The following is a 25,411-nucleotide window of genomic DNA, read 5'->3' as shown; positions in this document are numbered from 1 at the left end:
GCGCGAGCGGCCGCAGCGCCATGCGTATCCCGCACTACGTGCCCGCCAAAAGCTCTTGCATTTCCAGCGCTTTCCGATCCGCGCATCGACGCAGTTCTTCGACAAAGATCTCAGTGGCGGGGCTGCGCCGTTTTCCCCTCGGAAACACCATGCCGTAATGCAGCTTCGCAATCGGCCGGAATTTTTTCACGACGATATTCAGATGCCGCTGCGCAAGCGCAGCCATGGGCTCTGCGAGAGCAATGCCGCATCCCATCGCCGCCAATTGGATTGCGGTGGTGCTGAAAGAAACCTCCAGCTCGCTGTTGGCGCTGGCATTGGTGGCCTCAAAGGAAGCCAGACAGCGTTGCTCCAGGATGCTGCGACGCCCCAGGCTGATGTAGGGTTCGGTCTGGATGTCTTTGGGTTCGATATGTGCGCGGTCCGCATAAGGATGATCCGGATGCATCACCGCTACGATCTCGCTTTGGCAGAACAGCTCTGTCTCGATGGCGGGGTGTTCCAGCGGCAGCTGTACCAACGCCACGTCAAACTGTTGCTGGGCCAACCACCATTGCAGCTCCGCGGGCATCCGTGCCGTCAGCGCCGCCGAGAAGCCGGGATTCTGCAGACGGCAGTGGCCTAGAGCCTCTGCCGCCATACCGTCGATGATGTGATTGGCTGCGATGATGCGGACCCGGTCTCTGCGGCCGTGCCGCATGTCTTCCGCAAAGTCGTGTACGGCATCCTGGGCGCGCAGCAGTCCATAGACCCGTTGATAGAGGGCTTGACCGTCTTCCGTCAGCTCGAGCCGGCGACCGACTTTAGTCAGGATCTCAAATCCCGCGTCCTCCTCCAGTTGGCTGAGCAGGCGGCTGATCTGGGGTTGTGTGCGGTTCAACCGCATCGCGGCTTGCGCAATGCTGCCACCCTCGACAAAGGCGTGAAGCGCCTCGAAAGCGCGGTAATTCATATTGCTGGTCCTGGAATGTTACTTACGTTTCACGCAAGTAAATGGCCAAATTAAGAAATTGAATTATATGTTTTGGCACTTCAGAATTTCGGTCTGGGACGCGCCATGCGGTGCATTATCGAAATCAGGGAGTGGTAGTGAGTCAGGAACCAATCGTTGTGTGGGGTGGTGGCGCGATAGGAGGCGTCGTAGCGGCAAAGCTCGCCGATGCCGGGCAGGCGGTGCTACTGGTGGATGTGGTTCCCGAGCACGTTCAGGCTGTCCGCACCCATGGCCTGGAAATCGTCGGACCAGATGGCAGCAGCACGTTTTCTCGTATGGACGCTTGTTTAGCATCGGACATCGACGGCGTTTACGGGCGCATATTGCTGGCTGTCAAAGGGCAGCATACCCATGACGCCGTCACCATGCTGCGCCCGCATCTGCGTGATGATGGCTGGGTATTGGCGCTACAGAATGGCCTGACAGAATCCATCATCGTGAATTTGATCGGCGCCGAGCACACCATGGGCGCACTGGTGAATTTCGCCTCGGATTATCTAGGGCCGGGGCGGATTCAGTTCGGTGGCAAGGGATGTATCCGGGTCGGTGAGCTGGACGGCCGTGACACGACGCGGTCCAGAGACGCCGAATCACTGGTGCGGCAGGTAGACCCGGAATCGAGCTGGACGGCGCATTTGCTCGGCTACAAGTGGAGCAAAGTAGCTATCGGTGCGCTGCTGTTCACGACGGCGCTCTCCAACGACACCATCGTCGAACAGCTGGGCAATCGCAACTATTTGCCGTTGTGGCGCGCTTTATGCGGCGAAGTCGTCAAGGTGGCCAACGCCAATGGCGTTCAACCCATGCCGTTTGACGGCTTTGCCCCCGAGGCGTTCACCGCCCAGGCGAGCGAGGACGACGCCTGGGCCCAGATGCAGCAGATCACCGATCATTGCCGCCGCTGGGTCGGAAAGCCCCGCAGTGGCGTATGGCGCGACCTGGCAGTGCGCAAACGCGCGACAGAGGTCGACCCGCAGATTACCGACATTGTTGCGCATGGCCAGTCTGCCGGCATTCAGACCCCGACTGTCACGCACATGATCGCCATGATCCGAGAGATGGAGGCGGGCCGCCGTGATTTTGGCAATGCCAATCTGGACGAACTCATGGAGAGGGTGGTGTGATGAACGAGACGTATCGGGGCCAGCACGTACTGGTGACGGGCGGGAATGGCCATTTCGGACTGGAGTTGGCGCAGGCATTCGTGGCAGAGGGCGCCACGGTGACGAGCATCGACCGTGAGCACTCGGCTCAGGCGCGCCAGGCTATTCGAACCGTGGTGGCAGACATCACCGATGCTGCCGCTATCGAGAAACTGGTCGCCAGCTGGAGCGATGAGGCATTGCCCCGTGTGCTGGTCAATAACGCTGCCGTATTTCCCTTTGTAGACATCCTGGACGCGACGCCAGATCTGTGCCGCAGCATCCTGGAAGTGAACGTACTGGCACCGTTACTGCTGACTCAACTGCTGGCCAAACGCTGGATCGCTGCCAGCATACGCGGGGCCGTGGTCAATATCAGTTCGGCCTCAGCCGAGGTGGCGCGGCCCAATGGCGCGATATACGGGCCATCGAAGGCCGCGCTCGAGCAGATGACCCGTATTCTGGCTGTGAAGCTCGCGCCTCACGGCATTCGCGTGAATACCGTTCGACCCGGGCTGGCGCAGGGAATGAACAGCCCGGCATTGCCTGCCGAACATCTGAAGACACTATCCGCGGCCATTCCGCTTGGCCGCATGATCCAGCCCGGAGAGCTGAGCCGCGCAGTGCTTTTTCTCGCGAGCGAGGCGGCGTCGTTCACGACAGGCCAGGTGCTCTCCGTAGACGGCGGTGGCGGGATCAATCGACGCCCAGATCCGAGCAAATGCATCACTGAGGAGTGAACCATGAATAGCACACCGAGCCCTGCAAACGTGCACGAGACCTGCGTGAACATGCACGACGACAGTCGCATTTCTTTTCCGGACTACACCTGGCCGTCGGGCAAGCGCAGCGCCGTCGCTTTCACGCTGGACTTGGATGCCGAGTCTCCATATTTCTGGGTAACACGACAGCAGCAAACCAAGTCTCTGGGTGAGCTGGAGCAGCGCCGCTATGGCCCCAGGCAAGGGGTGGCGCGCATTTTGGCGTTGTTAAAAAAATGGGATATCAAGGGCGCCTTCTACGTGCCCGGCGTCGTCGCCGCGACTTATCCTGATCTGTTGCCCACGCTGTTGGAGGCAGGCCATGAAGTCGGGTATCACGGTTATTTCCACGAGCGGCTGGATACGCTCGATGATGCGTTGCTGGACGATTACCTGAATCGCAGCATCGAGGTGTTTCGGGCTCAAACCGGTGATGCCGTGCGTGGCTATCGCGCACCTTCATTTGAGCACTCGCCTGAGAGCCTCGCCGCGTTGAGACGGGCAAAGCTCGCCTACGACAGTTCGCTGATGGGTTTCGATCACCCGTACACGATCAATGGCCTGGTGCAAGTCCCCGTGACCTGGACCATCGACGATGCGCTGTATTTTCGCTATACGAACGGGCCTCGCGACAAAACCCATCCTGCCAATCCCAACGCGGTTCTGGAAAGCTGGATCGAAGAGTTCGAGGGAACGCGGGAGTGGGGCGGGCTCTGCATGATCACCGTCCATGACTGGATCTCGGGCCGTTCACAGCGTCTGCGGCTGTTGGACAAATTTTTCGCGCATATCTCGGCAGCGAAAGACGTCTGGTGGGCAACGCCGATGGAGATTGCCGAGTATCACCGTTCGTCTGCCAATGCCAATCGTTTCGATGTCAGTGCGCATGTGGGGCGATTTGCCCCCAGCGTGAGCAAGTAACCAAAAAAAGGGGAATCCATGAACGTAAAACGCCGCACGTTTTGTGCGCAACTAGCGAGTCTGCCGATAGTGGGGGCTGGCGCCATGATGCCGTGGCGCGGCGCGCAAGCGGCCTCGAAGTATCCGAACAAACCGGTATCCATCGTCGTTCCGTTCGCACCTGGCGGCAATACGGACATCATCGCGCGCATGATAGGGACGACGCTGTCCAAACAGCTCGACGCGAACCTGGTCATCGAGAATAAAGCCGGCGCCGGCGGCAACATCGGCGCGGCCGCCGTAGCACGGGCCAGACCCGACGGCTACACCTTGCTGTATAGCACCGCCAGTTCGTTCGCTATCAATCCGCATGTGTACTCGAGTTTGCCATTTGATCCGCGCACGGCGTTCGAGCCGCTGGCGGTCACGATTCAGGTGCCCGTCGTATTGGTTGTCACAGCCGAGTCCGGCATCAAGACCCTCGATCAGCTGGCCGCGCATTTGCGGAAAAATCCCGACACGGCGACCTATGGATCCAGTGGCACGGGGACCTCGAGCCACATCGCGTGCCACGTGCTGGCCCAGAAATTGGGGGTACCCAAGGCGGTGCATGTACCGTACAAGCAAGGTCCCCAGGTACTGACGGACCTCGCAGGCGGACAATTGACTTACGCGTTCGACGCGTGGTCGGTGGTCGGGCCTCAGGTCAAATCAGGGCGTCTCGTTGCGTTGGCGGTGTCGGGCAAAGCGCGCCTGAAGGCCGCCCCGGATGTACCGACAGTAGAGGAACTGCTGCATACCGATTTTGATGTCGTCACGTGGAATGCATACGTAGCGCCGGCCGGTCTGCCAGCCGAAATCGCGGCCCAATTGAGGGAGGCGATTCAAGCCTCGCTCAGAGATCCGACCATCAATGCACGCGTAGAAAATGAGGGTGTTCCTGCCTACGCGCCGATGACGGCGGAACAAACGCGAGCCTTCTTTGAGAGTGAGTATGCAAAGTGGGGCGAGTTGGTGAAACTGGTTGGCGCTACTGGCGTTTCCTGACTCGGCACCCGGGATATCACTGGCATCCATCATGCGAATGCTGGCTGGCAGAATGTCTCTGCCAGCCAGCATTGCCGTAACGTGATGGCGTAACGGCCTATGCTTTTGCAATATCTGGCGCAGAGGCCAATGAGCGTAAATATTGCGGCGGGATCTGCAGCTGTCCCTTCAGTTGCGCGGCTGCGCGCCACGGCCAATGCGGTTCGAACAGCATTTGACGGGCCAGTGCCACCATGTCGGCGCTGCCTTCTTGCAAAATTTGTTCTGCTTGTTGCGGCTCGGTGATCATGCCGACTGCGATGACAGGAACGGATACGGATTTTTTGATGCGCGCAGCAAACGGGACTTGATATCCCGGATGCACCGTGATTTTTTGCGCGGAGGATAATCCTCCGGAGGAAATATCAAAGAAATCGCAACCCATGGGCAGCAATCGCTGACATAGCTCCTCGGTTTCATCCTCGTTCCAACCACCGTCAACCCAGTCAGTTGCCGACACACGTACGCCTAATGGGATCTCTGCGGGAATTGCCTGACGTACCGCATCAAAGACCTCGAGCGGATATCTCATGCGGTTTTCCAACGAGCCGCCATAGTGATCCGACCGCTGATTAGACAAGGGAGACAAGAACTGATGCAGCAGGTATCCATGCGCCATGTGCAGTTCGATGAGCTCGATGCCGGCAGCCAATGCACGACGAGCGGCTTGAACGAATGCTTTACGCACCTCGGCGAGATCGTCCATGGTCATCTCGACAGGCAGGACAGTATCGGAGGGCCGGGAGGGTATTGCGCTAGGCGCCAGCGTGCTCCAGCCCCCTTGTCCATGATCCAGACGGGCACCACCGTGAAACGGGGCTTGGGTAGATCCTTTGCGTCCCGCATGCGACAGCTGAATCCCGAAAGCGCCTGTCGAGAATCTACGGCTCGCTTCGAGCGTAGCGGTCAGGGCTCGGCCTTGATCGTCTCCCCACAAACCCAAGCATCCAGGGCTGATGCGGCCGTCCTCTGTCACCGCCGTTGCCTCCAGCATCACGAGTCCGGCCCCATTGCTGCCGAGCATGCCGAGATGCATGCGATGCCAGTCGCTGGCCAGTCCATCGGTAGCCGAGTATTGGCACATGGGTGCGACGGTGATCCGGTTGGCCAGGTCCAGTTGGTTGATCGAGATAGGTTGAAAGAGCAGGGGGCCTGCGCCGGTGGGGCTGTCTTGGGTCATTGTGTTTCTTTCCGGAATGCGATATGGGCGTCAATGATGAAAGGATGCAGTGCCACCCGTCAATTTCCAAAGATAGCAGTTCACTTGCGTGAACGGTAAGTGTTTCAGTTCCAGCCTGTTTTGCACCAGATACCGTCTGGAAGTAACCTAAACAACGATTTCATCGCCATAAGTCCTTTCCATGCCCACTATCAAAAATTCCACCCAGATCTCAGACCTCAATGCATTTGACGACGAGTTGCGAGCGCTGCGGCACCATATTCACAAACATCCGGAACTCGCTTTCAACGAGCAGGCGACGGCATCGCTGGTGGCGGAAAAACTGAAAGAGTGGGGCTATGAGGTGACCACGGGCGTCGGCAAAACCGGTGTGGTGGGATCCCTGCGATCCGGCTCCAGCGCTCGCAGTATCGGCATTCGTGCCGACATGGATGCCTTGCCTATCCTCGAGGAAACTGGTCTGCCGTACGCCAGTCAACACAATGGCGTCATGCATGCCTGTGGCCACGACGGCCATACGACCATGCTGCTGGGTGCGGCCAAGCACCTCGCGCAGACTCGCCGTTTTGACGGCGCCGTGCATCTCATTTTCCAGCCGGCTGAAGAGCGTGGCTTTGATAGCGGCGCAACCGCTATGCTCGACGATGGATTGTTTGAGCGGTTTCCTTGCGACTATGTCTTTGCGATCCATAATCACCCGGGCATGCCTCAAGGGCAGATGCTGTTTCGCGAAGGCCCCTTCATGGCGGCCGGCGACCGGGTATTCATCAAGGTAAAGGGAGTAGGGGGCCACGCTGCCCGGCCGCATCAAGCAGCAGATCCTTTGGTCGCCGCGGCGCACATCGTGGTGGCGTTGCAGACCGTGGTTTCCCGCAATGTCGATCCCGACGAGGCGGCAGTCGTCACCGTGGGCCGGCTGCAAGCTGGCCAGGCGCTCAATGTCATTCCGGATTCCGCCGAAATAGGCATCAGCGTCCGGTCATTCAGTACGGACGTGCGCGCGCTGCTGAAGAAACGCATCATCGAGATCGTGCAGTCCACAGCCATCGCGCAGGGTGTCACGGCAGACATCGATTATGTCGCGGGCTACCCGGTATTGGTAAATGATGCCGCTGCCAATGATCTGGCGATCGAGGTGGCACGTATGGTGTTGCCCGCTGACCAGGTTGTGCCTCAAACCAAGCGTTTAATGGGCAGCGAGGATTTCGCCTACATGCTCCAGCACCGCCCCGGTGCGCTCGTGCGGCTGGGCAATGGGCCGGCGACTGACGGCCGCGGCTTGCATAACCCGAAATACGATTTCAACGACAACAACTTGGTCATCGGTGCGGCGTATTGGAGCCGTCTGGTGGAAACCTATTTGCGGATCGATGTTGACGCGACGTGATGGCGTATCGGCGAAAACGCGACTCGTTGGATAGACACAGCGCTTGAGGTTTACCGAGCAGGTCTACGTTAGCGACTAACGTAGACCGTGCGGATTCGCGCACACGAGACGCGGAGCTATCGTTCAACGGAATCGCAAATTCTCGCGCGTCAGCTGCGACACTGACGTGCATCCCATGAGCTTCATATCGCGCTCGATCTCGGTGCGCAGTTGACCCAGCGCACGCTCCACCCCCGGTTGCCCGGCCGCTGCGAGAGGGTAGAGATAGAACCTGCCAATACCCACGGCCTTGGCGCCTAATGACAGCGCCTTCAGCACGTGCGTGCCGCGCTGTATACCGCCGTCCATCATCACGTCGATCCGGTCACCGACCGCATCGACAATCTCGGCCAGCTGATCAAAGCCCGAACGAGATCCATCCAATTGACGTCCACCGTGGTTGGACAAAATGATGCCCGTGCAGCCGATATCTACCGCACGCTTGGCGTCCTCCACGGACATGATCCCCTTCAGGCAAAACTGGCCGCCCCAGAGTTTCACCATCTCGGCCACATCGTCCCAGGTCATCGCCGGGTCCAGCATTTCGGTGAAATATCGCCCAATAGACATCGCGCCGCCGCTCATGTCCACATGCTCGTCGAGCTGAGGCAGCCGAAAACGCTCGTGTGTCAGATAGTTCAGCGCCCAGGCCGGCTTCATTGCAAACTGCGTCAAACCAGCCAGGTTCAACTTGAATGGAATCGAAAAACCCGTGCGCAGATCACGTTCGCGATTGCCGCCCGTGATGCTATCGACCGTCAACATCATGACGTTGACGCCCGCATCCTTCGCTCGTTGCATCATGGCCTGATTCAGGCCACGGTCTTTATGAAAGTAAAACTGATAGACCTGCGGGCCGCTATAGGTCTTGCGTATCTGCTCCAGGCTGACCGTACCCAGCGACGACACGCCGAACATCGTGCCGAATTTCGACGCCGCGGCCGCGACCGCATTTTCCCCATCATGGTGAAACAGGCGCTGCAGCGCGGTAGGGGAGCAATATACCGGCATCGCCAGTTTCTGCCCCATTACCGTGACCGAGAGGTCCACATCCGTTACGCCGCGCAGCACATTGGGTACGAGATCACATTGCTCAAAGCTCGCCGCATTGCGTCGCAAAGTGACTTCGTCGTCCGCCGCCCCATCGATGTAATTGAAAATCGGCCCGGGCAGACGACGTTTTGCAAGCTCACGAAAATCGTGAAAATTGTGGCAATTTTGCAGGCGCATGGCGTCCGATGCCTCCTCTCGATGGATTTATTATTGAATCAGGATAGAGAAATACCTATCCTCAGACGCCGCCCTTGCGCATCCGCCCCAGGAACCGGTCAATCCTGCCGATGGCCTCGGTCAAGTCCTCGGCATTCGGCAGGAACACCATCCGGAAATGGTCATGGTTGGCCCAATTAAAGCCAGTCCCCTGGACCACTAAGACACGTTCCTCGTCCAACAGGCTATACGCAAACTGCTGATCGTCTTTTATCGGGTAAACCGCCGGATCCAGCCGCGGGAACAGATACAGCGCGCCCTTGGGCTTCATCACGCTGACGCCCGGAATCTGGGTGAGCAGGTCATAGGCCAGGTCGCGTTGCCTGCGCAGTCTGCCGGTGGGGCCGACCAATTCATTGATGCTCTGGTATCCACCCAGCGCCGTCTGGATGGCGAGCTGGCCCGGGGTATTTGAGCACAGGCGCAGCGAGGCCAGCATATTAAGCCCCTCGATATAGCCTTGCGCCGGCCGCTTGTCACCCGAGACCACCATCCAGCCCGCACGGTAACCGCAGGAGCGATAGTTCTTGGACAGGCCGTTGAAGGTCAGGATCAGCACATCATCGGCCAACGACGCCATGCTGACGTGGGCCAGATCTTCGTAGATCGTCTTGTCATAGATCTCGTCCGACAGGATAACGAGATTGTGTTCGCGCGCGATCTGGATGATGTCCAGCAATACCTCGCGGGAATACAGAGCCCCAGTAGGATTATTCGGGTTGATCACGACGATGCCGCGGGTGCGAGGCGTGATCTTGGCGCGAATATCCGCGGTATCGGGCATCCAGTCCGAGCCCTCGTCGCACAAATAATGCACGGGGCGGCCGCCAGAAAGACCGGTCACGGCCGTATATAGCGGAAAATCGGGCGAGGGGATCAGCAGTTCGTCGCCATCGTTGAGCAGGGCGTTGATACTCATAGAGATGAGTTCCGATGCCCCGTTGCCCAGATAGACGTCGTTGACGTCGACGCCGTTGACGCCCTTGCTTTGCATATAGTGCACCACCGCCTTGCGCGGGGCGAACAGCCCCTTGCTGTCGGTGTAGCCTGCCACATCCGCCACATTACGGATGATGTCCTGCACGATTTCGTCGGGCGGCTGAATCCCGAACGCGGCGACGTTACCGATATTCAGCTTGATGATGCGCTGCCCGGCTTCCTCCATCTCGCGGGCTCGGTCCAGAACGGGGCCGCGGATGTCGTATGCAACATTATTGAGCTTGGAGGATTTGTCGATGGTTTTCACGCGGAAACATTCCAGAGAGCAGAGAGAGATCTGCGCGAAATAATAAACCATCGCGGGCGGGCTTCGTTTCCGTCGGGCCGGGGCGGTACCGATGACGGACGCCGTATTACCCCGCCAGGGCGTGCACTTGCTTATTAATTGATCAACCCGGGGCTGGCGGCATGGGGAAGATCCGTACCCCATATATCGATCAGACTGCATAGGCTTTCTACACAAAACGTCAATCAACCCTGTTTTGAGCTGCTTTCGATTCGGGATGATGCGCTACGGCAATGGATCGATGCGCATTGACTCCTAGGTCAGTGTGTTGCCTGCCGGTTCCCGTCGGGTAACAATGCCAAACATGTGCCCACCTAGCGATCAGCATCCGATCAAGGCAGCCGCGCAAGCATTGGCCGGCGGCGACGTGCTCAACGCGCTCAAGCACGTTGCGTTACGCGACGACCCGCCCGCATTGGCGCTGCGCGGTATCGCCATGGCCCAACTGGGGGATTTCCAACGGGCCAAGTCGCTACTCAAAAGCGCAGAGCGAGCATTCGGCCCAAAGGCCGAAGTGGCTCGTGCACGCTGCGTCGTTGCACAGGCCGAGATCGCACTGGTTTCACGCGACCTCAATTGGCCTGTCCATGCGCTCGATACGGCTTGGCAGACGCTGGAACGGCATGGCGACACCACAAACGCCGCCCATGCACGCAATCTGGCCGCCCGGCGTTTGTTATTGATCGGCAGGGTGAACGAGGCCTCGGAACTGCTGGCGGGCTTTTCCCCTGCATTGTTGCCGCCCGCCTCAAGAGCGGCCTACGAGTTGACGCTCGCCGGCATTGCCATCCGGCGTTTAGAGATCGACGAAGCACGCGCGGCTTTCGATCGGGCGGCCGACTCAGCCAGACAAGCCAATATTGCCGCTCTAAGCATCGAAGTCGAAACCGCGGCTCGCGTTCTGCAGATACCCACCGCACGTGCCATCGACGGTGGCCACGAGCGCCTCATGCTGCTCGAGGACGTGCAAACGCTGCTGGCATCCAATGCGCTCGTGATCGACGCATGCCGCAACGTTGTGCAGGGTGGCCGGACAACGATCCAACTCGCGACACGTCCCGTGCTGTTCGCCTTGATCCGCTGCCTGGGCGAAGCATCACCGCGTGACGTCCCCCGAGAGACGCTGCTGTTACGCGCATTTCGGGCCAGACACACCGATGAGTCTCATCGCGCTCGATTGCGCGTGGAAATAGGGCGTGTGCGCACGGCGCTTCGCCACGTTGCGCAGGTGCACGCGACCGACCGAGGCTTCGTGCTGGTGCCGCATGACGCACAGCAGGTCATCGTATTGGCGCCCATCGCTGACGAGAGGAATGCGGCTGTTCTGACGTTGCTGGGCGATGGTGAGGCGTGGTCGAGCTCAGCCTTGGCCATTGCCCTGAATGCGAGCCCACGGACGGTGCAGCGAGCACTGGAACAACTCGCCACTGCCGGCAAGGCGCAGTATTTTGGCGCCGGCCGCGCGCGACGCTGGATGGCGGCATCCGTGCCGGGATTCCCGACAACCTTGTTACTCCCCGGTTTATTGGCAGGCGACTAGACTGTGTCTAACGGTTCTCGATTCCGGACGGACACTGTCCACCGGGCAACTCAAACGTGATAGATCGCGTAGGGAGGAACACGCAATGAAACACGCTCAAGCTGAAATTGTGCAGGAATATGGCCCGTTTCCGGGGGCACCCCGGGTTCACGGCGTGACGTTCGATGGCAGTCTCGTTTGGTTTGCCACGGACGACAGGCTGCTCGCCCTCAATGCGGAGACGGGCGAAATGGTACGCACCCTTGATGTCAAGGCGGACGCAGGAACCGCGTTTGACGGCAAGCATCTTTTCCAGATCGCCGACGGCCGTATCCAGAAACTCGATCTGGCGAGCGGCGAAGTGCTCTCCGTCATCCCCGCGCCAGGCAAAGGTGACGACTCGGGATTGGCCTGGGCAGAAGGCTCACTCTGGGTGGGGCAATATGAGGGGCGCAAGATCTATCAGATTGATCCAGAGACGGGCGACATCCTACGTACGATCGAATCCACGCGTATGGTCACTGGCGTCACCTGGGTCAATGGCGCACTCTGGCACGGGACATGGGAGAACGACGAAAGCGACGTTCGGCGAGTCAATCCCGATACTGGGGAAGTCATGGACGTGTTGGCTATGCCGGCCGGTACGGGCGTATCGGGGCTAGAGGCGGGCAAGGACGGTCAGTTCTTTTGCGGTGGTGGCGCCAGCGGCAAGCTGCGTGTCGTTCATCGTTCGAAATGATCGGGGCTTCGGGGCGGCGCATGCGCCAGCCTGAAAGGCATGACGCCCCGATCTCTATCGGCGTCCTTCTGATCCAGCGCGTCAATCTGCGCGAATGCCTCCGATGCGGGGGTGATTCGGCCTCCTTCGATCTCGTTGCGACCTTGGACCAGTAATTGGAGCAGGGCTATTGTCTGTTTTTGTTGTTCGTAGCTCTGAACATCCATTACGACAAGCTTGACCTCGCCATTCTGCGTAATCAGCAAAGGCTCACGCGTCTCGGTAAGCGTCGTGACGATCTCTGCAGCGTGCCTCTTGAGATACGAGATGGGTTTCACTTGGGTGGACCATTTCATGGTTTTGATGGCGATCCTGTCGGGTGCCGTGGACTTGGTTTAGTCTAAATTTAGTTTTTTCTTAGGCCTGCGCGCTCAGAATGGTGTGCTTTTCAGACCGTTCCTCGTCCCGAAGACCTTGCTACGGGTGCTATGCCCCAGCCGCAGGACGCCTTTATTATCCCGATGAGGAGAATAATATTTTCTAATTTTGGATATTTATCCATGAATGACGGACTTATATAGTGACTGCACCTGCAACCACTTTAAGGAATCTGTCAGATGACCACCCGCGACGTAGTTACCCCGCCCGAACGCCATGCCCTGTACGAATTGCATCGTTATTCCCCCGCCATCCGAGCCAACGGCCTGTTGTTCGTGTCTGGCCAAGTCGGTAGCCGGCCCGATGGCTCTCCCGAGCCGGATCTTGATGACCAGGTTCGGCTAGCGTTCAAAAATCTCAATGCGATCCTCACCGAGGCCGGCTGCACTTTTGACGATGTCATCGACGTGACGGTGTTCATGGTGGACCCGCAGACGCATTTCGAACGAGCTTGGGCTGTAGTCGCAGAATACTGGGGCAAGGCGCCGTATCCGACAGTGACGGCTGTCGGCGTTACCTGGTTGGCCGGTTTTCAGTTCGAAATCAAGGTGATCGCCAAGCTGCCGGAAACGGCGAGCGCCTGAGGGCAGGGGTCGTATTTCAGGCGCGCAGGCGACATTTATGCGCGCTTGAGCGTTATTGCCTCGGAAACAAAACGACACGTAACATGGGGGGCTTTTTTACCGATCCCATTACAGCGTTTCCTCCGGCAAAGGCCCCAATGAATGTCATCAGCCTCTCTACCGATTCCATGCCGGCCGCCGTACGCGCGGAGTCCTGGCGGGAATTCATTTCGCGGACCATCCATAGCGTGTCGGTTGAGAGGCTGTCTGACACGGATTTCGCAGCCAAGATAGACGCTAGGCAATACGACGGCATCCGTTGCGCGTCCTTCTGGTCAAAACCCCATGATGTGCTTGGAAAAAAGGAATCTTTCGCCAACGCCGGCGCGTCAGGTTATCTAGTCAGTTGGCAGATCGAAGGCACGGCAGAGATTACGCAGGCAGGCCGCCGCATCCTAGCCCGGTCCGGTGATCTGACAGTCATCGATGGCCGGGAGTCGATGCGGGTCCGGTTTAACAAGGATGTGCGCCGCATTGTGGCGAACCTCCCTGCAGCGACGGTCGAGAAAGCTTTACCCGTTCTGCAGCGCGTTCGTAGCCTGCCATTGTCGCCAGAGCAACCCTACGCTGCGATGTTCCACACCTATCTGACGGAGCTGGCCACAGGCCAACATGAGCTGCAAGCCGATGATGTGGAATTGCTCATCGAGAACGTCTGCAACCTGCTAAAGATCACTGCACGGGGCCAGAATATAGGCATGACGCCGCGGGAATTTCAACGCGATGCCATTATTCAATTCATTCGCCGCAACGCGACAAAGTCCGATTTGTCATTGGATGATGTTGCCGCGCAATTGAAGACGTCAGGCCGATCGATCCAAAAAATCTTGCAAGAATCGAGGAGCAGTTTTTCCAGTGTTTTGTTGGCAGAGCGCTTGACGGCGGCGCGTGCCCAGCTCATATGCTCGCGTGAAAAGATTTCCAGGATCGCGTATTCCTGCGGCTTTAATGACATATCGAATTTCAATCACGCGTTCAGAAAGCAATACGGGACTACGCCGAGCGGATTTCGAATGGCCCACCTGGGCGACCAGCCGGCAGATTGACGACTGCCAGGAAATGGCGGACAAGGGCAGGGGAGTTGTCCTCCTGCCATTTGGCCGTGCCCCCTTGAAACGCAATGGCAAAAAAGACTGCGCTATAGTCTTTTACATGCCGGCTGGCGACGATTTATTGCCAGTTGATGGATAGTGGAGCACAACGTCAAAGGTGTCGTCATGTCTCACCGCCTCATCGCAGCCAGCACTCTGTGCACGGCTGTCTCCGTCTTCATTGCCGCGCCACAGGCGCTGGCGCACCACGGCTGGTCATGGGCCGACGCCGAGCAAATCAAGCTGGATGGTACGGTCAAGCAAGTGCAGGTCGCGCCGCCGCATCCTTGGCTGGATGTCGAAACTCAGGATGGATTGTGGCGCGTAGAGCTGGGCAATCCCACCCAGACCAGCCGCGCCGGATTTGATGAATCATCCGCCAAACCAGGCGATGCTATTACCGCGACAGGCAACCGCGCGCAGGACCATGCGGAAAAACGCATGAAGGCAGTGCAAATCACCGTAGGCGGCAAAACCTACGATATCTATCCGGACCGCATTAAAAAATAATGCTGGACTGGATTGCTGGCTGGCCCCTGGCAGGGATGCTGCGTCGTTCCGGCACCGCCTATTTGCTGGTCAACGCAGGGCATGTCGCGTCGATTGGCCTGCTTTTTGGCGCTGTCGCGGCGCTGGATTTGCGCTTGTTGGGGGCTGCACGCACGCTGCCACTGGCCACGGCAGGGCCTTATCTATCGCGCTTGGCGGCTGCGGGGCTCGTAGCGGCGCTGTTAACAGGGGTGTGCCTGTTCGCCGTCAATCCTCAGAACTACCTGGATAATTCTGCGTTTCTCGCAAAGCTGGGATTGCTGGCCTTGGGAATCGCTAATGCTCTGTGGCTGCATTACGGGGGCCTATGGAGTCAGGCCTTGCAAAGCGAGGCGATACCAGCAAGAGTCAGGCTGCACGCGGCTATGTCGCTGTTTGTCTGGCTGGGTGCCATCGTTGCGGGACGTTGGATCGGTTTTTTATAGTGCGCCGGGTATTGGCCAGGATCTGCACGAAAACGAGTCAAAAGGGACACGGCAGATGATTTCAGGCGGTCGAAATGAGGTCGGCTTTATGCCTATCTAATAACCGCATAATGTATATTATGTAAAGTAATGAATTTGCACGGAATCGGGAACCCCGCCAGCCACACCCGTCCGTTTGCACGCTCAAGACAAACCGCAATGATTTCCGCTGCCTTGTTTCCTGCTTCGCAAGAAAAAACCGACTGAATGTGGAACAATAGCGGGTTTTACCAAACTAGAGAGATTTCCATGGGCAATAAGATCGTTACGGAAGCCGACCGCAAGCGCACTCCCGCTCCCGCCGCTCCCAAGGGCGTGACCTTTAAGAAACAAGGCGGCGGCCAGCGTAGCAGCCTGGAGCGTGGCTCGCATACCCACCACAAGAAAAATCCCGGCAAGCGCCCGCACTCGGGTTAATTTCCGACAGCAGTTCGCCACCGGCATCCTTCAGCCCGCCTGACGGCGGCGCTGAACCGGCCTGACCTGGGTCAGGCCCATCTTTGCACCCCTAGTTTCGCGTGTCGTTCAACACTGAAACAAGCTTTCCCTATAATTCAATGATTGATGTATTATTGAATTATGAATGAAGATCAAGCTATCTCTGCACTCGGTGCCCTGGCTCACAACCAACGGTTGCGCACATTTCGCGCCCTGGTCGTAGCGGGTCCGTCTGGCCTCACTCCCAGCGTCCTGGCTGATCAGCTCGGCGTCGCCCGTAATGCTCTGTCCTTTCATCTAAAGGAGCTATCGCATGCAGGGTTGATCACGGTGGAACAACAGGGCCGCAACCTGATCTACCGCGCCGATTTTTCCCAGATGAACGGGTTGCTCGGCTATCTCACCGAGCACTGCTGTCAAGGTGCGCCATGTGAGGCGTCCGATCCCGGCGCCTGCACTTCCTGCTGATGAGGAGTTGTCCATGAAGCGTTTTCATGTCCATTTGCACGTCGATGATCTCGCCAAGAACATCGGCTTTTACTCGCAATTGTTCTCCCGGGATCCTGCTCGGGTTGAGTCAGATTACGCAAAGTGGATGCTCGACGATCCCCCCGTGAATTTCGCGATATCCACCAGAGGGTCGGGCTACGGAGTGGATCACTTCGGGATACAGGCTGAGAGCGCGGACGAACTCGCTGAGCTGAAGTCTCGGGCAGAGGCGGCGAGTCTTGTTCTGGAAGACCAGGGAATGGCGTCATGTTGCTACGCCCGTAGTGATAAATACTGGGTCACTGATCCCCAGGGCCTGGCGTGGGAACATTTCCACACGCTCGGCACGATCCCTGTGTATGGCCAGTCGCGCGAGGAGTCCGCAGGCACACCAACAACAAGTGCCTGTTGTCCGACGCCTGCCCAAATCCCGGCACCAACCAGTTGCTGCTCTCCGATGGTCAATTCCACCACCCGTTGCTGCTAGGAGTTCCCATGTCACTCCAGTCCCAACTGCGCGGCATCGGCAAAACCCCGGAATAAGTCGATGTCTTCCAGTGCACAAGCAGCAATCGCTTCACGCCAGCCTTCCCACATGAACGCCTTCGAACGCTACCTCACGTTGTGGGTTTTTCTTTGCATCGTGTTGGGCGTTGTCCTTGGGCAGTTCATGCCCACGGTGTTTCAAGCGATAGGGAGTCTAGAAATCGCCCAGGTCAATCTGCCGGTCGGAATTCTGATCTGGGTCATGATTATTCCGATGCTGTTGAAAGTGGACTTCGGCGCGCTGGGACAGGTCAAACAACACTGGCGCGGCATCGGCGTGACGCTGTTCATCAACTGGGCCGTAAAGCCGTTTTCCATGGCTTTTCTGGGCTGGCTGTTCATCCGGCAGATCTTTTCCCCGTGGTTGCCTGCCGACCAGCTGGATAGCTACATCGCAGGTCTGATCCTCCTGGCTGCTGCTCCTTGCACGGCCATGGTCTTCGTCTGGAGCCGATTAACGGGTGGTGATCCAGTCTTCACGCTGTCCCAGGTTGCCCTCAATGACACCATCATGGTGTTTGCCTTTGCGCCGGTTGTCGGGCTGTTGCTGGGCCTATCGGCCATCACGGTGCCATGGGACACGCTGCTCGTCTCCGTGGGACTGTACATTGTGATTCCCGTCATCCTTGCCCAATGGTGGCGCCGTGCACTGCTACGTCGAGGGCAAGCCTCTTTTGAGGCAGCATTGGCACGCATCGGACCGTTCTCGATGGGGGCCTTGCTGCTGACGCTGGTCCTGTTGTTTGCGTTCCAGGGCGAGGCGATCATTGGCCAGCCGTTGGTGATCGCGATGCTGGCTGTGCCCATCCTCATCCAGGTATTTTTCAACTCGGGCCTGGCGTACTGGCTCAATCGCCGCGTCGGAGAGCAGCACAGCATCGCGTGTCCATCCGCGCTGATCGGAGCGTCCAACTTCTTCGAGCTGGCCGTCGCTGCTGCGATCAGCCTGTTCGGCTTCCAGTCCGGTGCCGCCCTGGCGACCGTCGTGGGCGTGCTGATCGAGGTTCCTGTCATGTTGCTCGTCGTGCGGATCGTCAACCAAAGCAAAGACTGGTACGACGCCGGCGCCAAGCGGAATTGATTTGTGCGCGCTGCTCCTGTTCGTGACGTTGGCAACGTGGGCAACAGCCCAAACACTGCCAACCCCCCTCCTCGCCTTTGTCTTCGCTTCGACATGGTTCATCAGCACAGCGTTGAAATTTTAGTTTTGAAACAAGAGGCATTTTATGAGTTGTTCAATCACGATTTATCACAACCCCGGCTGTGGCACCTCTCGAAACGTATTGGGCCTCATTCGAAACAGTGGCGAGGAGCCACACGTCATTGAGTATCTGAAAACCCCGCCCGACAGGGAAACGCTCAGGGCGTTGATCGCTGCCATGGGCACTCCCGTACGCGATGTCCTTCGCCAAAAAGGCACGCCGTACGATGCGTTGGGGTTGTCGGATCCGAAGTGGACCGATGAGCAATTAATAGATTTCATGCTCGAACACCCTATTCTCATCAACCGCCCGATTGTCGTCACGCCGATGGGAACCCGCCTGTGCCGGCCCTCGGAGGCTGTCTTGGACATCCTGCCCCAGCCGCAACGCGGTGCTTTCAACAAAGAAGACGGTGAGCCGGTCATCGACGCGGAGGGACGACGTGTCTGATGCCCTGAAAGATCTGCCGAACGTCGACGGCTCATTGTTCCAAGCACCAAACGAGGCCTCGTTGTTTCCTCTGCAACGGGCCACTCATGCTCCGCGTTTTCTGTTGCTGTACGGTTCCTTGCGCGAGCGTTCCTACAGCCGCCTCGTCGCCGAGGAAGCCGGGCGGTTGCTTCGTGCCTTGGGCGGCGAAACCCGGTTGTTTAATCCCTCAGGTTTGCCGTTGGTAGATGACGCTGCCAGCGAAGGGCATTCAAAGGTACAAGAACTGCACGAGTTGGCCCAGTGGTCTGAAGGGATGGTCTGGTGCTCACCCGAACGTCACGGCGCCATGACAGGGCTAATGAAGACGCAGATCGACTGGATACCGTTGTCAGCCGGCGCCGTGCGCCCCACTCAAGGCAAGACGCTCGCGGTGATGCAGGTGTCGGGCGGTTCGCAGTCCTTTAATGCCGTGAACCAGATGCGAGTGCTGGGGCGTTGGATGCGGATGTTGACGATTCCCAATCAATCTTCCGTGGCCAAGGCTTATCAGGAATTCGATGACAGCGGGCGGATGAAGCCGTCCCCGTACTATGATCGAATCGTCGACGTCGTCGAGGAACTGATGAAGTTCACTTTGCTCACACGCGATATCGAACCGTATTTGTTGGACCGTTATAGCGAACGTAAAGAAACGTCCGCTGCACTCTCAAAGCGGCTGAACCAACAATCCATCTGAGCATTTGATCTGTAACGATAGACCAAGCCACGCGCCCCTGCTTTTACCGCAACGTAGAAAAGTACTGCGCCGGCGGTTGCCCCAGAGCCTTCTTGAACATCGTAATAAACGCCGTGACCGAGTCATAGCCGAGATTCCCGGCAACTTGCTGCACTGTCGCTCCTGCCGCCAACTGACGCAAGGCAACGATGAGATGAAGCTGTTGTCGCCAGCGCCCGAACGTTAGCCCTGTTTCTCGGATGACCAAACGCGCCAAGGTTCGTTCGCTCATCGCCAATCGGTCACCCCAATCTGCCAAAGTCGTCCGATCAGACGGATCTGTGGCCAGCGCATCGGTAATGCGCCGGATCTTGGGATGTCGCGAGATCGGGAGATGCAGTTGCTCAACAGGCGCCACCGAAATCTGATCAAGCAGCACTGCTACCAATCTGGCGGTCGGACCCTCGTCTGGGTAGTCGGGCCCTAGATCCGCGAGGTACTTGATCATTTCCCGCACCATCGGAGAGATTGCCACCGTGCAGCATTCTTGCGGCATTCGGGCAGCTGCCGGCTCGATGAATAGAAAGTAGATCCGAGCATTGTCGGTAGCCCGATTGCTGTGCGGCATTCCGCCCGGTATCCAGACCGCATGATGCGGAGGAACCATCCACATCGCTTGTGGGACTTCGCACGTCACGCCACCGTGCAATGCCATGATGAGCTGACCTTTGCGATGCATATGCACGGGTTGTTCGGCATCGTTTTGCTCGACTTCGATGCGCCAGGCAATGACAGGCCGGTCGCTCTCGTCTGGGTCGAAATGGCATAGCGTCTGATCTAACGGAGCACGAGTTGTCATGTTTTAGCGATTAATTGTCATTCATTCTCTATTATGATCACTGTCTTGGGAGGTAGAGTCAGGGAATTCCCTAGTGTTTCCTTGAAACTCCATGACGACATCAACACGCAGTCGAGCCTCAACGTACCCTATTCTGTTCATCGGAATCCTCTTGATTGCCGCAAATCTGCGCGCGCCGATCACGGGATTGCCTCCGCTCCTGGACGCGATTCGCACCGACCTGGGACTGAGCACGACGGCCGCCGGCGCCCTCACCACCCTTCCCTTGCTCGCATTCGCCCTGCTTTCACCCTTCAGCGCGCTTTTTGCCCGTGAGTACGGGTTAGAGCGCACGTTGTTCGGTGCGATGATCGCGGTCACCGCCGGCATCGCGATCCGGTCGGCCGGGTCGATCTGGAGCCTGTATCTCGGCACATGGATCATCGGAATGGGTATTGCTGTCGGAAACGTGTTGCTGCCAAGCTTGGTCAAACGCGATTTTCCGCACAATGTCACGGCGATTACGAGCGCGTATGCGCTCGCAATGGGCGTTGCGGCCGCGCTAGGCTCAGCCGCTATTGCTCCTCTCGCACAGACGTGGGGATGGAACACGGCCCTGTTGGCTTTTCTTATTCTGCCGGTGACGGCGATCGCCGTGTGGTCCGCTCAATTGGCGGGGCATTCGCGGCCCGCTCCAGGTACAGCCACCCCGCCTCATGGCGGCACGGTCTGGCGTTCCGCCCTGGCGTGGCAGGTCACGCTGTTCCTTGGCCTGAATTCGACGATTTATTACGTGGCGATTGGGTGGCTGCCTACCATCCTGACGGAATCGGGAATGTCGCCAAACCAGGCAGGATCCTTGCATGGCGTATTGCAGTTGGCCACGGCAATACCTGGTTTTCTGCTCGCACCGATCATGCGTCGAATGCGGGACCAGCGCTTGGCGGCGGCGGTGGTTGCGCTGTGCTCGGCCATCGCGCTTGCCGGCTTCATGGCGGCACCCGAGTTCGCGTTCGTGTGGTCGGTCCTGTTCGGTATAGGCACTGGCGCAGGCATCATTCTTGGCTTGGCCTTTATCAGTCTGCGCACGACTACCGCGCAGCAAGCGGCAGCTTTGTCTGGAATGGCGCAGTGTATCGGCTATCTGCTGGCCGCAGCAGGCCCGATGGCCATGGGTGCACTGCACGACTCGCTGGGCGGGTGGGACGTTCCGCTTGGACTGTGCACTGTGCTGGCGCTACTGGCGGTGGTCATCGGCATGCGAGCTGGTCGAGCTCAAAAGATAAGCCACGCGGCATGATTGTCATGGCGCAATGACAGGCCTGATGAAAACCCAGATTGATTGGATACTGTTGTCGACCGGCGCCGTGCGCCCAACCACTTGCTGCCCGCTATCCCGGCAACCTGGGTTTCTTGCGCGTCGCGCGCTCGGTCAATCGCAGCGCCATATCCTGCTGGCGTTGCACCAGATCGGCGATCTGCTCGGCGTAGAGGTCGGTGAGGTCACCCGTCAGCGGCTCTGGATCGGTCAAGTCATCAATCACGACGACTGTCCCCTTCTGATCCACCCCCCAGATCCGGCCGCCGTCGCCGACGATCTTCAGCACGGGCAGGATGCCGGGCAAACCGGCCTCGGCGAGCTGACGCTGATGCGCCGAAATGCTGGCCCATTCGGGCAACTCCGGCGCATCGATACCCAGCAGCACCAGGCCACGCCAGAAAGTCCAGGCGGGGCCCACCTCGAATTCCTGCGCATACGGCCAGACTTCTTCGCGCGCTATCACGGACAGACCGTTGCTGCGCTGGCAGAAGGCCGCAAACGCCGCCGGCAGCGGAAAACCGACAGCGGCCTCCAGGCCGGCGATCGCTTTCGCGTCGGGCGCGGGTGCGGACAGGGCCTCGAAATAGTCAGTGTCCACGAGTTCCAGGATCTCCCACATGCGTTCGTGAAACTGTTCGGCGGTCATGGTCATGCAAACTTCCTGAATCAAAGACAAATCCTGGTTCGCCGCAAAGGCGCGAACCTTGAGGGCGCATCACTATACCTTCTCTCAGACGCTAGCGCCCGCACGCGCCATGCGCACGCTGCGCATTTCATCGCGGCTTGGCGTAGACACCTGCACCGCCAAGTCCCAGGAGGAGCAGCAAGGCCATGCACAGGCCTGCTACGGCGTGACTATGCGACCGCCCTGCCCAGGATTCGAGGACTCAGGCTCCTAGAATCGTTTTAATAGCGTGCACGCAGCAAGGCGGTCAGCTCAGCCTGACGGTACAGGTCCAAGACAGACCTGACGTACTTGCTAGTTTCGGGATAATTGGACAGCGCCTGGTTCCGCGCCACGGCCCCTATGCCGGCGTTGTAGGCGGCGAGCGCCAGACTCAGATCGCCGTCGAATTGATCCTTCAGCCATGCCAGATACCGGGCTCCCGCGTCGATGTTGTTGGCCGGAATCAATAAATCCCGGCGCGGATTGGCGAAACCCAGCTCGACACCCGTGGCCGGCATGATTTGCATCAAACCCGTAGCGCCCTTGGGCGAAACCGCATGTGGGTTGTAATTGGACTCCACTTTGATCACCGCGTGCAGCAAGTCGGGGTCCATACCGTAACGCCATGCGGCCTCTCGGATCACCGGATCATAGAGCCGGACTGGGTCGTGGATCGCTTGCGATGGCGGTTGCCGGGGCGCTGTTTTAGCGGCTTTAGCGGTTTTTGCTACTGTAGGCGCCGGATACGACAACACCAGCTCACCGCCATGGAGGTTGATCTCGGCAACGACAATACCGTTTTCGATGATCTGCATGGCAGGTGGTGCGGGCGCATGGTGCTTGTTGGCCGTTGTTTTTGTTTTCGCCTTGGTTTTCGATGTCTGGGCCAATGCCGTGGGCGGCAACCCCAGCAAGATCAAACCGGCGATGAAAAGTCCGGCGGTATTGCGCCACGATTTCCTTTTCAATGTGCCCTCCCCGGTCGTGTCATCTGGATACAGTTTTACGCCGCGAGCGCGTACTGCCCCTGCGTCGGGTGCCGATGCTACGACAGAAATGTGACAGTTATTTGATCGAGGCTATTTGCATTGATCCGTGCCCATGACACGGATCAATGCCTAGCGACCGTGGTTGTCTCTAACTTTCAACCGTTGGGCTTTCTAAAACAACTTACGCCAATCGTCTTCCTTGTCCTCTCGGGTATTTACTTCGATCAGGATGCCTTCGGGAGTGCAGCAAAAAAAGCGGGATCCGCGGGAGTTGTTGAAGACTTCGGTCTCCATTTTGACGCCGTCTTCTTTAAAGACGCGATATAGCTCGCGTACTTGGTCCAGCGTAGCGACCTCGAAGCCAAAATGGAAATTGCCCGGCCACTGGACCGGACTCGAGGTGTGGTCCAGCACGATATCCATGCCATCGCGCTTGAGCAGGATGGCGTCGCCGGCGGCAACAATCTCGCATCCAAAATACTTTTGGAAGAAAACAGCGGTGGCCATCGGGTCTGTCGTCGGAAAGCTGAGATGATTCAACAGACCCTTGCACTGGACTGGAAAGGTGTTATCAGTAAGGTTCATGATTTAAGTCTTGATGAGTGAGTTGCTTTTGAAGCCGCATCAGACCGACAGAATCTTGCTGCTCCCCTGCTTTGCCCGGGTATGCCGTATAGGACATAGCCGCGCGAAAGCAGCCATCGGCGATGAAAATCACCAAAAGGCGCCAATGAAATCGGGGGAAATGTTCGGGTCCGGCTGGAGCCCGGACAGATGAAAAATGCTGTCATCGAAACGGCGTCAGGTTAACCGAGAACTGTCCAGCTGGACTCCTCTCGGAAAAGGACGCGTTGGATGACGGTAACGCTTACGGCTGCTTGATTGGCAAGCAGCCCGAGCAGTATACGTAGTTCAACGATTGATGGTCAACTGCGACATGCAGCCGCGGCATGCAGCCGCTGAGCGATCACGACCGTCGAACCACGTACGTCAAACTGCCCGGCAGTACCTCATCGATTTCGATCGTCAGGTCGCGGATGACAATGGTTTTTTGATCCGCAGGAAACTCCATGGTCTGGCCGCTTTCGGGCAAATCCAGGTCCTCGGCGGAAAAGCCACGGATCTCGAACTGCATATTTCCGTCTTCGATGCCCAGGAAGCAGACGTCGTAGATGATGCCGACCGCCCGGGGATCGTAGTCCTGCGGCTGCGGGACCTCGATGCTTTTGCTGTAATCGCGCGGCGGCACGATCGGCTCGCCGGAGAGTACATACTGCGGCTGCCCAAAGGTGTCGGTACCTGGTGCCGGACGGCCCATGGACGAGAGCGTCTGTGCGACTTCAGCGCCGGCTGCTGCTTGTGCGAGGCTATTGGCGGCAGAAACCATCAAGGTCAAACCGACGCAAAACGCACCGATAGTCGCTGCAAACTGCCGAACGGGTTGATTACTGGATTTAGAAGTCACTGACATCGCCAAGTAAAAAGGTCGCGAAACATGTGGATGGTGGGGGAATTTATCACGAGTCTCCCCCTACCCTTTACGATATAGGGTCTAGAACATCAGGAGTCACCCACAATGACAGCAGAAAAAGTAGCGCTAATCATCGCAGGCGGCAGCGGAATGGGCGCGGCGGCAGCCAAACGCCTGGCTGCGGACGGTTTCAAGGTGGGGATTTTGTCGTCGTCCGGCAAGGGCGAGGCATTGGCCCAGGAACTGGGCGGCATCGGCGTCACGGGCAGCAATCAGTCCAATGACGATCTGCGCCGTCTGGTCGATGCGGCCATCGCAAAATGGGATCGGATCGACGTGCTGGTCAATAGCGCCGGGCACGGACCGCGCGCGCCGATTCTGGAGATCAGCGACGATGACTGGCACAAGGGGATGGACACCTATTTGATGAACGTGATCCGCCCGACTCGCCTGGTGACCCCGGTCATGCAGAAACAGAAAGGCGGCGCGATCATCAATATTTCCACCGCGTGGGCATTCGAGCCTAGCGATATGTTTCCGACGTCGGCGGTGTTTCGCGCCGGGTTGGCAGCGTTCAGCAAGATTTTTGCCGATACGTATGCCCAGGACAATATTCGTATCAATAACGTCTTGCCGGGCTGGATCGACAGTTTGCCGCAGCGCGATGAGCGCCGTGATAACGTGCCATTGAAACGCTATGGCACGAGCGATGAGATTGCTGCGACGGTGGCATTCTTGGCCAGCGAAGGCGCGGCGTACATCACTGGCCAGAATATTCGAGTCGATGGCGGATTGACGCGATCGGTGTGACGAGTCCATGGCCTAACTCGTCGCGCGCGGTTTTTCACGCATTTGGCG

General features: G+C 58.3%; 29 protein-coding genes and 1 pseudogene. 20 read left to right on the top strand and 10 right to left on the bottom strand.

Translation table 11 applies throughout. The features are described 5' to 3' along the window. Nucleotides 1–34 precede the first annotated feature (34 nt). On the bottom strand, nt 35–952 hold the full coding sequence (locus tag ACNA0J_RS04705) for a LysR family transcriptional regulator (protein ID WP_415816906.1): 918 nt from the start codon (nt 950–952) through the stop codon (nt 35–37). A gap of 137 nt (nt 953–1,089) precedes the next feature. Here ACNA0J_RS04705 and ACNA0J_RS04700 point away from each other — a divergent pair, with 137 nt between their 5' ends. Genes ACNA0J_RS04700 through ACNA0J_RS04685 form a run of 4 tightly spaced genes read left to right on the top strand, consistent with a single transcriptional unit; the run spans nt 1,090 to nt 4,844 of the window. Beyond that, entirely contained in the window at nt 1,090–2,118 is a 1,029-nt protein-coding gene (locus tag ACNA0J_RS04700; RefSeq protein ID WP_415816904.1) for a ketopantoate reductase family protein, read from the top strand. Continuing rightward, nucleotides 2,118–2,876, top strand: a complete 759-nt coding sequence (locus ACNA0J_RS04695; protein WP_415816902.1) for an SDR family NAD(P)-dependent oxidoreductase — start codon at nt 2,118–2,120, stop codon at nt 2,874–2,876. Before ACNA0J_RS04700 ends, ACNA0J_RS04695 begins: the two co-directional genes overlap by 1 nt. Before the next feature lie 3 nt (nt 2,877–2,879). Beyond that, on the top strand, nt 2,880–3,818 hold the full coding sequence (locus ACNA0J_RS04690) for a polysaccharide deacetylase family protein (RefSeq protein WP_415816900.1): 939 nt from the start codon (nt 2,880–2,882) through the stop codon (nt 3,816–3,818). An 18-nt stretch (nt 3,819–3,836) separates the two neighbouring features. Next, the gene (locus ACNA0J_RS04685) at nt 3,837–4,844 is read left to right on the top strand and encodes a Bug family tripartite tricarboxylate transporter substrate binding protein (RefSeq protein ID WP_415816898.1); all 1,008 of its coding nucleotides are present in this window, start codon (nt 3,837–3,839) and stop codon (nt 4,842–4,844) included. Nucleotides 4,845–4,941: 97 nt separating this feature from the next. On the opposite strand, the gene ACNA0J_RS04680 is transcribed toward ACNA0J_RS04685, so the two are convergent. Beyond that, nucleotides 4,942–6,063, bottom strand: a complete 1,122-nt coding sequence (locus ACNA0J_RS04680; protein ID WP_415816896.1) for an NADH:flavin oxidoreductase/NADH oxidase — start codon at nt 6,061–6,063, stop codon at nt 4,942–4,944. Nucleotides 6,064–6,244: 181 nt separating this feature from the next. Here ACNA0J_RS04680 and ACNA0J_RS04675 point away from each other — a divergent pair, with 181 nt between their 5' ends. Beyond that, nucleotides 6,245–7,450 carry a M20 aminoacylase family protein gene (locus ACNA0J_RS04675; protein ID WP_415816894.1) on the top strand — a complete coding sequence of 402 codons (1,206 nt, stop codon included), beginning with the start codon at nt 6,245–6,247 and terminating at the stop codon, nt 7,448–7,450. Nucleotides 7,451–7,573: 123 nt separating this feature from the next. Here ACNA0J_RS04675 and ACNA0J_RS04670 read toward each other — a convergent pair whose 3' ends face one another. Next, complete coding sequence (locus tag ACNA0J_RS04670; protein ID WP_415816892.1) at nt 7,574–8,719, bottom strand: alpha-hydroxy acid oxidase; 1,146 nt, start codon at nt 8,717–8,719, stop codon at nt 7,574–7,576. 61 nt (nt 8,720–8,780) lie between these two features. Beyond that, nucleotides 8,781–10,004, bottom strand: a complete 1,224-nt coding sequence (locus tag ACNA0J_RS04665) for a pyridoxal phosphate-dependent aminotransferase (protein WP_415816890.1) — start codon at nt 10,002–10,004, stop codon at nt 8,781–8,783. A 343-nt stretch (nt 10,005–10,347) separates the two neighbouring features. Between ACNA0J_RS04665 and ACNA0J_RS04660 the strand changes: the two genes are divergently transcribed. Both ACNA0J_RS04660 and ACNA0J_RS04655 read left to right on the top strand, forming a co-directional pair. After that, a complete protein-coding gene (locus ACNA0J_RS04660) occupies nt 10,348–11,583 on the top strand; it encodes a helix-turn-helix domain-containing protein (RefSeq protein ID WP_415816888.1) in 1,236 nt (411 codons plus the stop codon). Between the two features lie 85 nt (nt 11,584–11,668). After that, complete coding sequence (locus tag ACNA0J_RS04655; protein WP_415816886.1) at nt 11,669–12,301, top strand: Vgb family protein; 633 nt, start codon at nt 11,669–11,671, stop codon at nt 12,299–12,301. Here ACNA0J_RS04655 and ACNA0J_RS04650 read toward each other — a convergent pair. Further along, nucleotides 12,286–12,636 (bottom strand): type II toxin-antitoxin system Phd/YefM family antitoxin, encoded by a 351-nt coding sequence (locus ACNA0J_RS04650; RefSeq protein WP_415816884.1) that lies wholly within the window; start codon nt 12,634–12,636, stop codon nt 12,286–12,288. The two genes, ACNA0J_RS04655 and ACNA0J_RS04650, sit on opposite strands and share 16 nt — an antisense overlap. A gap of 261 nt (nt 12,637–12,897) precedes the next feature. Here ACNA0J_RS04650 and ACNA0J_RS04645 point away from each other — a divergent pair, with 261 nt between their 5' ends. The 10 genes from ACNA0J_RS04645 to arsH all read left to right on the top strand — a co-directional run bounded on the left by ACNA0J_RS04645 (nt 12,898) and on the right by arsH (nt 19,288). Further along, entirely contained in the window at nt 12,898–13,302 is a 405-nt protein-coding gene (locus tag ACNA0J_RS04645; protein ID WP_415816882.1) for a RidA family protein, read from the top strand. Nucleotides 13,303–13,439: 137 nt separating this feature from the next. Next, nucleotides 13,440–14,387, top strand: coding sequence for a helix-turn-helix domain-containing protein (locus ACNA0J_RS04640; protein WP_415816880.1), 948 nt, complete (start codon nt 13,440–13,442; stop codon nt 14,385–14,387). Nucleotides 14,388–14,558: 171 nt separating this feature from the next. Further along, nucleotides 14,559–14,942: a DUF6152 family protein gene (locus tag ACNA0J_RS04635; protein ID WP_415816878.1), complete on the top strand. Its 384-nt coding sequence runs from the start codon at nt 14,559–14,561 to the stop codon at nt 14,940–14,942. Beyond that, a complete protein-coding gene (locus ACNA0J_RS04630) occupies nt 14,942–15,406 on the top strand; it encodes a DUF6644 family protein (RefSeq protein WP_415816876.1) in 465 nt (154 codons plus the stop codon). Before ACNA0J_RS04635 ends, ACNA0J_RS04630 begins: the two co-directional genes overlap by 1 nt. A 288-nt stretch (nt 15,407–15,694) precedes the next feature. Beyond that, nucleotides 15,695–15,862: a hypothetical protein gene (locus ACNA0J_RS04625; RefSeq protein ID WP_415816874.1), complete on the top strand. Its 168-nt coding sequence runs from the start codon at nt 15,695–15,697 to the stop codon at nt 15,860–15,862. Between the two features lie 162 nt (nt 15,863–16,024). After that, on the top strand, nt 16,025–16,351 hold the full coding sequence (locus ACNA0J_RS04620; RefSeq protein ID WP_415816872.1) for an ArsR/SmtB family transcription factor: 327 nt from the start codon (nt 16,025–16,027) through the stop codon (nt 16,349–16,351). Between the two features lie 13 nt (nt 16,352–16,364). Further along, a complete protein-coding gene (locus tag ACNA0J_RS04615; protein ID WP_415816870.1) occupies nt 16,365–16,859 on the top strand; it encodes an ArsI/CadI family heavy metal resistance metalloenzyme in 495 nt (164 codons plus the stop codon). A 60-nt stretch (nt 16,860–16,919) separates the two neighbouring features. After that, on the top strand, nt 16,920–17,999 hold the full coding sequence (gene arsB, locus ACNA0J_RS04610) for an ACR3 family arsenite efflux transporter (RefSeq protein ID WP_415816868.1): 1,080 nt from the start codon (nt 16,920–16,922) through the stop codon (nt 17,997–17,999). Between the two features lie 145 nt (nt 18,000–18,144). Continuing rightward, nucleotides 18,145–18,570, top strand: coding sequence for an arsenate reductase (glutaredoxin) (gene arsC, locus ACNA0J_RS04605; protein ID WP_415816866.1), 426 nt, complete (start codon nt 18,145–18,147; stop codon nt 18,568–18,570). Continuing rightward, complete coding sequence (gene arsH, locus ACNA0J_RS04600) at nt 18,563–19,288, top strand: arsenical resistance protein ArsH (protein ID WP_415816864.1); 726 nt, start codon at nt 18,563–18,565, stop codon at nt 19,286–19,288. Before arsC ends, arsH begins: the two co-directional genes overlap by 8 nt. A gap of 43 nt (nt 19,289–19,331) precedes the next feature. Here arsH and ACNA0J_RS04595 read toward each other — a convergent pair whose 3' ends face one another. Then, nucleotides 19,332–20,126 (bottom strand): AraC family transcriptional regulator, encoded by a 795-nt coding sequence (locus tag ACNA0J_RS04595; RefSeq protein ID WP_415816862.1) that lies wholly within the window; start codon nt 20,124–20,126, stop codon nt 19,332–19,334. A gap of 91 nt (nt 20,127–20,217) precedes the next feature. Between ACNA0J_RS04595 and ACNA0J_RS04590 the strand changes: the two genes are divergently transcribed. Both ACNA0J_RS04590 and ACNA0J_RS04585 read left to right on the top strand, forming a co-directional pair. Continuing rightward, the gene (locus ACNA0J_RS04590) at nt 20,218–21,405 is read left to right on the top strand and encodes an MFS transporter (protein ID WP_415816860.1); all 1,188 of its coding nucleotides are present in this window, start codon (nt 20,218–20,220) and stop codon (nt 21,403–21,405) included. A 4-nt stretch (nt 21,406–21,409) separates the two neighbouring features. After that, a pseudogene (locus tag ACNA0J_RS04585) lies at nt 21,410–21,484 on the top strand (arsenical resistance protein ArsH); the annotation flags it as partial. 12 nt (nt 21,485–21,496) lie between these two features. Here ACNA0J_RS04585 and ACNA0J_RS04580 read toward each other — a convergent pair. The 4 genes from ACNA0J_RS04580 to ACNA0J_RS04565 form a co-directional block, all read right to left on the bottom strand. Then, nucleotides 21,497–22,078, bottom strand: coding sequence for an SMI1/KNR4 family protein (locus tag ACNA0J_RS04580; RefSeq protein ID WP_415816858.1), 582 nt, complete (start codon nt 22,076–22,078; stop codon nt 21,497–21,499). Between the two features lie 254 nt (nt 22,079–22,332). Continuing rightward, entirely contained in the window at nt 22,333–23,061 is a 729-nt protein-coding gene (locus ACNA0J_RS04575) for a lytic transglycosylase domain-containing protein (RefSeq protein WP_415816856.1), read from the bottom strand. Nucleotides 23,062–23,253: 192 nt separating this feature from the next. Beyond that, nucleotides 23,254–23,667: a VOC family protein gene (locus tag ACNA0J_RS04570; RefSeq protein ID WP_415816854.1), complete on the bottom strand. Its 414-nt coding sequence runs from the start codon at nt 23,665–23,667 to the stop codon at nt 23,254–23,256. Between the two features lie 382 nt (nt 23,668–24,049). Continuing rightward, nucleotides 24,050–24,547, bottom strand: a complete 498-nt coding sequence (locus ACNA0J_RS04565; RefSeq protein ID WP_415816852.1) for a hypothetical protein — start codon at nt 24,545–24,547, stop codon at nt 24,050–24,052. 111 nt (nt 24,548–24,658) lie between these two features. On the opposite strand from ACNA0J_RS04565, the gene ACNA0J_RS04560 reads away from it, so the two are divergent. Beyond that, a complete protein-coding gene (locus ACNA0J_RS04560) occupies nt 24,659–25,363 on the top strand; it encodes an SDR family oxidoreductase (protein ID WP_415816850.1) in 705 nt (234 codons plus the stop codon). Nucleotides 25,364–25,411 lie beyond the last annotated feature (48 nt).

It is taken from the genome of Bordetella tumbae (genome assembly GCF_965139195.1).
In the GTDB taxonomy this organism is placed as follows: Bacteria; Pseudomonadota; Gammaproteobacteria; order Burkholderiales; family Burkholderiaceae_B; genus Bordetella_A; species Bordetella_A tumbae.
This window is presented reverse-complemented; position numbering and strand designations above follow the sequence as displayed.

Excerpts from the sequence above, each read along its gene's own strand:
- ACNA0J_RS04705 (WP_415816906.1), bottom strand. The coding sequence starts at position 952 with ATGAATTACCGCGCTTTCGAGGCGCTTCACGCCTTTGTCGAGGGTGGC.
- ACNA0J_RS04695 (WP_415816902.1), top strand. The coding sequence starts at position 2,118 with ATGAACGAGACGTATCGGGGCCAGCACGTACTGGTGACGGGCGGGAAT.
- ACNA0J_RS04690 (WP_415816900.1), top strand. The coding sequence starts at position 2,880 with ATGAATAGCACACCGAGCCCTGCAAACGTGCACGAGACCTGCGTGAAC.
- ACNA0J_RS04685 (WP_415816898.1), top strand. The coding sequence starts at position 3,837 with ATGAACGTAAAACGCCGCACGTTTTGTGCGCAACTAGCGAGTCTGCCG.
- ACNA0J_RS04680 (WP_415816896.1), bottom strand. The coding sequence starts at position 6,063 with ATGACCCAAGACAGCCCCACCGGCGCAGGCCCCCTGCTCTTTCAACCT.
- ACNA0J_RS04675 (WP_415816894.1), top strand. The coding sequence starts at position 6,245 with ATGCCCACTATCAAAAATTCCACCCAGATCTCAGACCTCAATGCATTT.
- ACNA0J_RS04670 (WP_415816892.1), bottom strand. The coding sequence starts at position 8,719 with ATGCGCCTGCAAAATTGCCACAATTTTCACGATTTTCGTGAGCTTGCA.
- ACNA0J_RS04660 (WP_415816888.1), top strand. The coding sequence starts at position 10,348 with ATGTGCCCACCTAGCGATCAGCATCCGATCAAGGCAGCCGCGCAAGCA.
- ACNA0J_RS04655 (WP_415816886.1), top strand. The coding sequence starts at position 11,669 with ATGAAACACGCTCAAGCTGAAATTGTGCAGGAATATGGCCCGTTTCCG.
- ACNA0J_RS04650 (WP_415816884.1), bottom strand. The coding sequence starts at position 12,636 with ATGAAATGGTCCACCCAAGTGAAACCCATCTCGTATCTCAAGAGGCAC.
- ACNA0J_RS04645 (WP_415816882.1), top strand. The coding sequence starts at position 12,898 with ATGACCACCCGCGACGTAGTTACCCCGCCCGAACGCCATGCCCTGTAC.
- ACNA0J_RS04640 (WP_415816880.1), top strand. The coding sequence starts at position 13,440 with ATGAATGTCATCAGCCTCTCTACCGATTCCATGCCGGCCGCCGTACGC.
- ACNA0J_RS04635 (WP_415816878.1), top strand. The coding sequence starts at position 14,559 with ATGTCTCACCGCCTCATCGCAGCCAGCACTCTGTGCACGGCTGTCTCC.
- ACNA0J_RS04630 (WP_415816876.1), top strand. The coding sequence starts at position 14,942 with ATGCTGGACTGGATTGCTGGCTGGCCCCTGGCAGGGATGCTGCGTCGT.
- ACNA0J_RS04625 (WP_415816874.1), top strand. The coding sequence starts at position 15,695 with ATGGGCAATAAGATCGTTACGGAAGCCGACCGCAAGCGCACTCCCGCT.
- ACNA0J_RS04620 (WP_415816872.1), top strand. The coding sequence starts at position 16,025 with ATGAATGAAGATCAAGCTATCTCTGCACTCGGTGCCCTGGCTCACAAC.
- ACNA0J_RS04615 (WP_415816870.1), top strand. The coding sequence starts at position 16,365 with ATGAAGCGTTTTCATGTCCATTTGCACGTCGATGATCTCGCCAAGAAC.
- arsB (WP_415816868.1), top strand. The coding sequence starts at position 16,920 with ATGTCTTCCAGTGCACAAGCAGCAATCGCTTCACGCCAGCCTTCCCAC.
- arsC (WP_415816866.1), top strand. The coding sequence starts at position 18,145 with ATGAGTTGTTCAATCACGATTTATCACAACCCCGGCTGTGGCACCTCT.
- ACNA0J_RS04595 (WP_415816862.1), bottom strand. The coding sequence starts at position 20,126 with ATGACAACTCGTGCTCCGTTAGATCAGACGCTATGCCATTTCGACCCA.
- ACNA0J_RS04590 (WP_415816860.1), top strand. The coding sequence starts at position 20,218 with ATGACGACATCAACACGCAGTCGAGCCTCAACGTACCCTATTCTGTTC.
- ACNA0J_RS04580 (WP_415816858.1), bottom strand. The coding sequence starts at position 22,078 with ATGACCATGACCGCCGAACAGTTTCACGAACGCATGTGGGAGATCCTG.
- ACNA0J_RS04570 (WP_415816854.1), bottom strand. The coding sequence starts at position 23,667 with ATGAACCTTACTGATAACACCTTTCCAGTCCAGTGCAAGGGTCTGTTG.
- ACNA0J_RS04560 (WP_415816850.1), top strand. The coding sequence starts at position 24,659 with ATGACAGCAGAAAAAGTAGCGCTAATCATCGCAGGCGGCAGCGGAATG.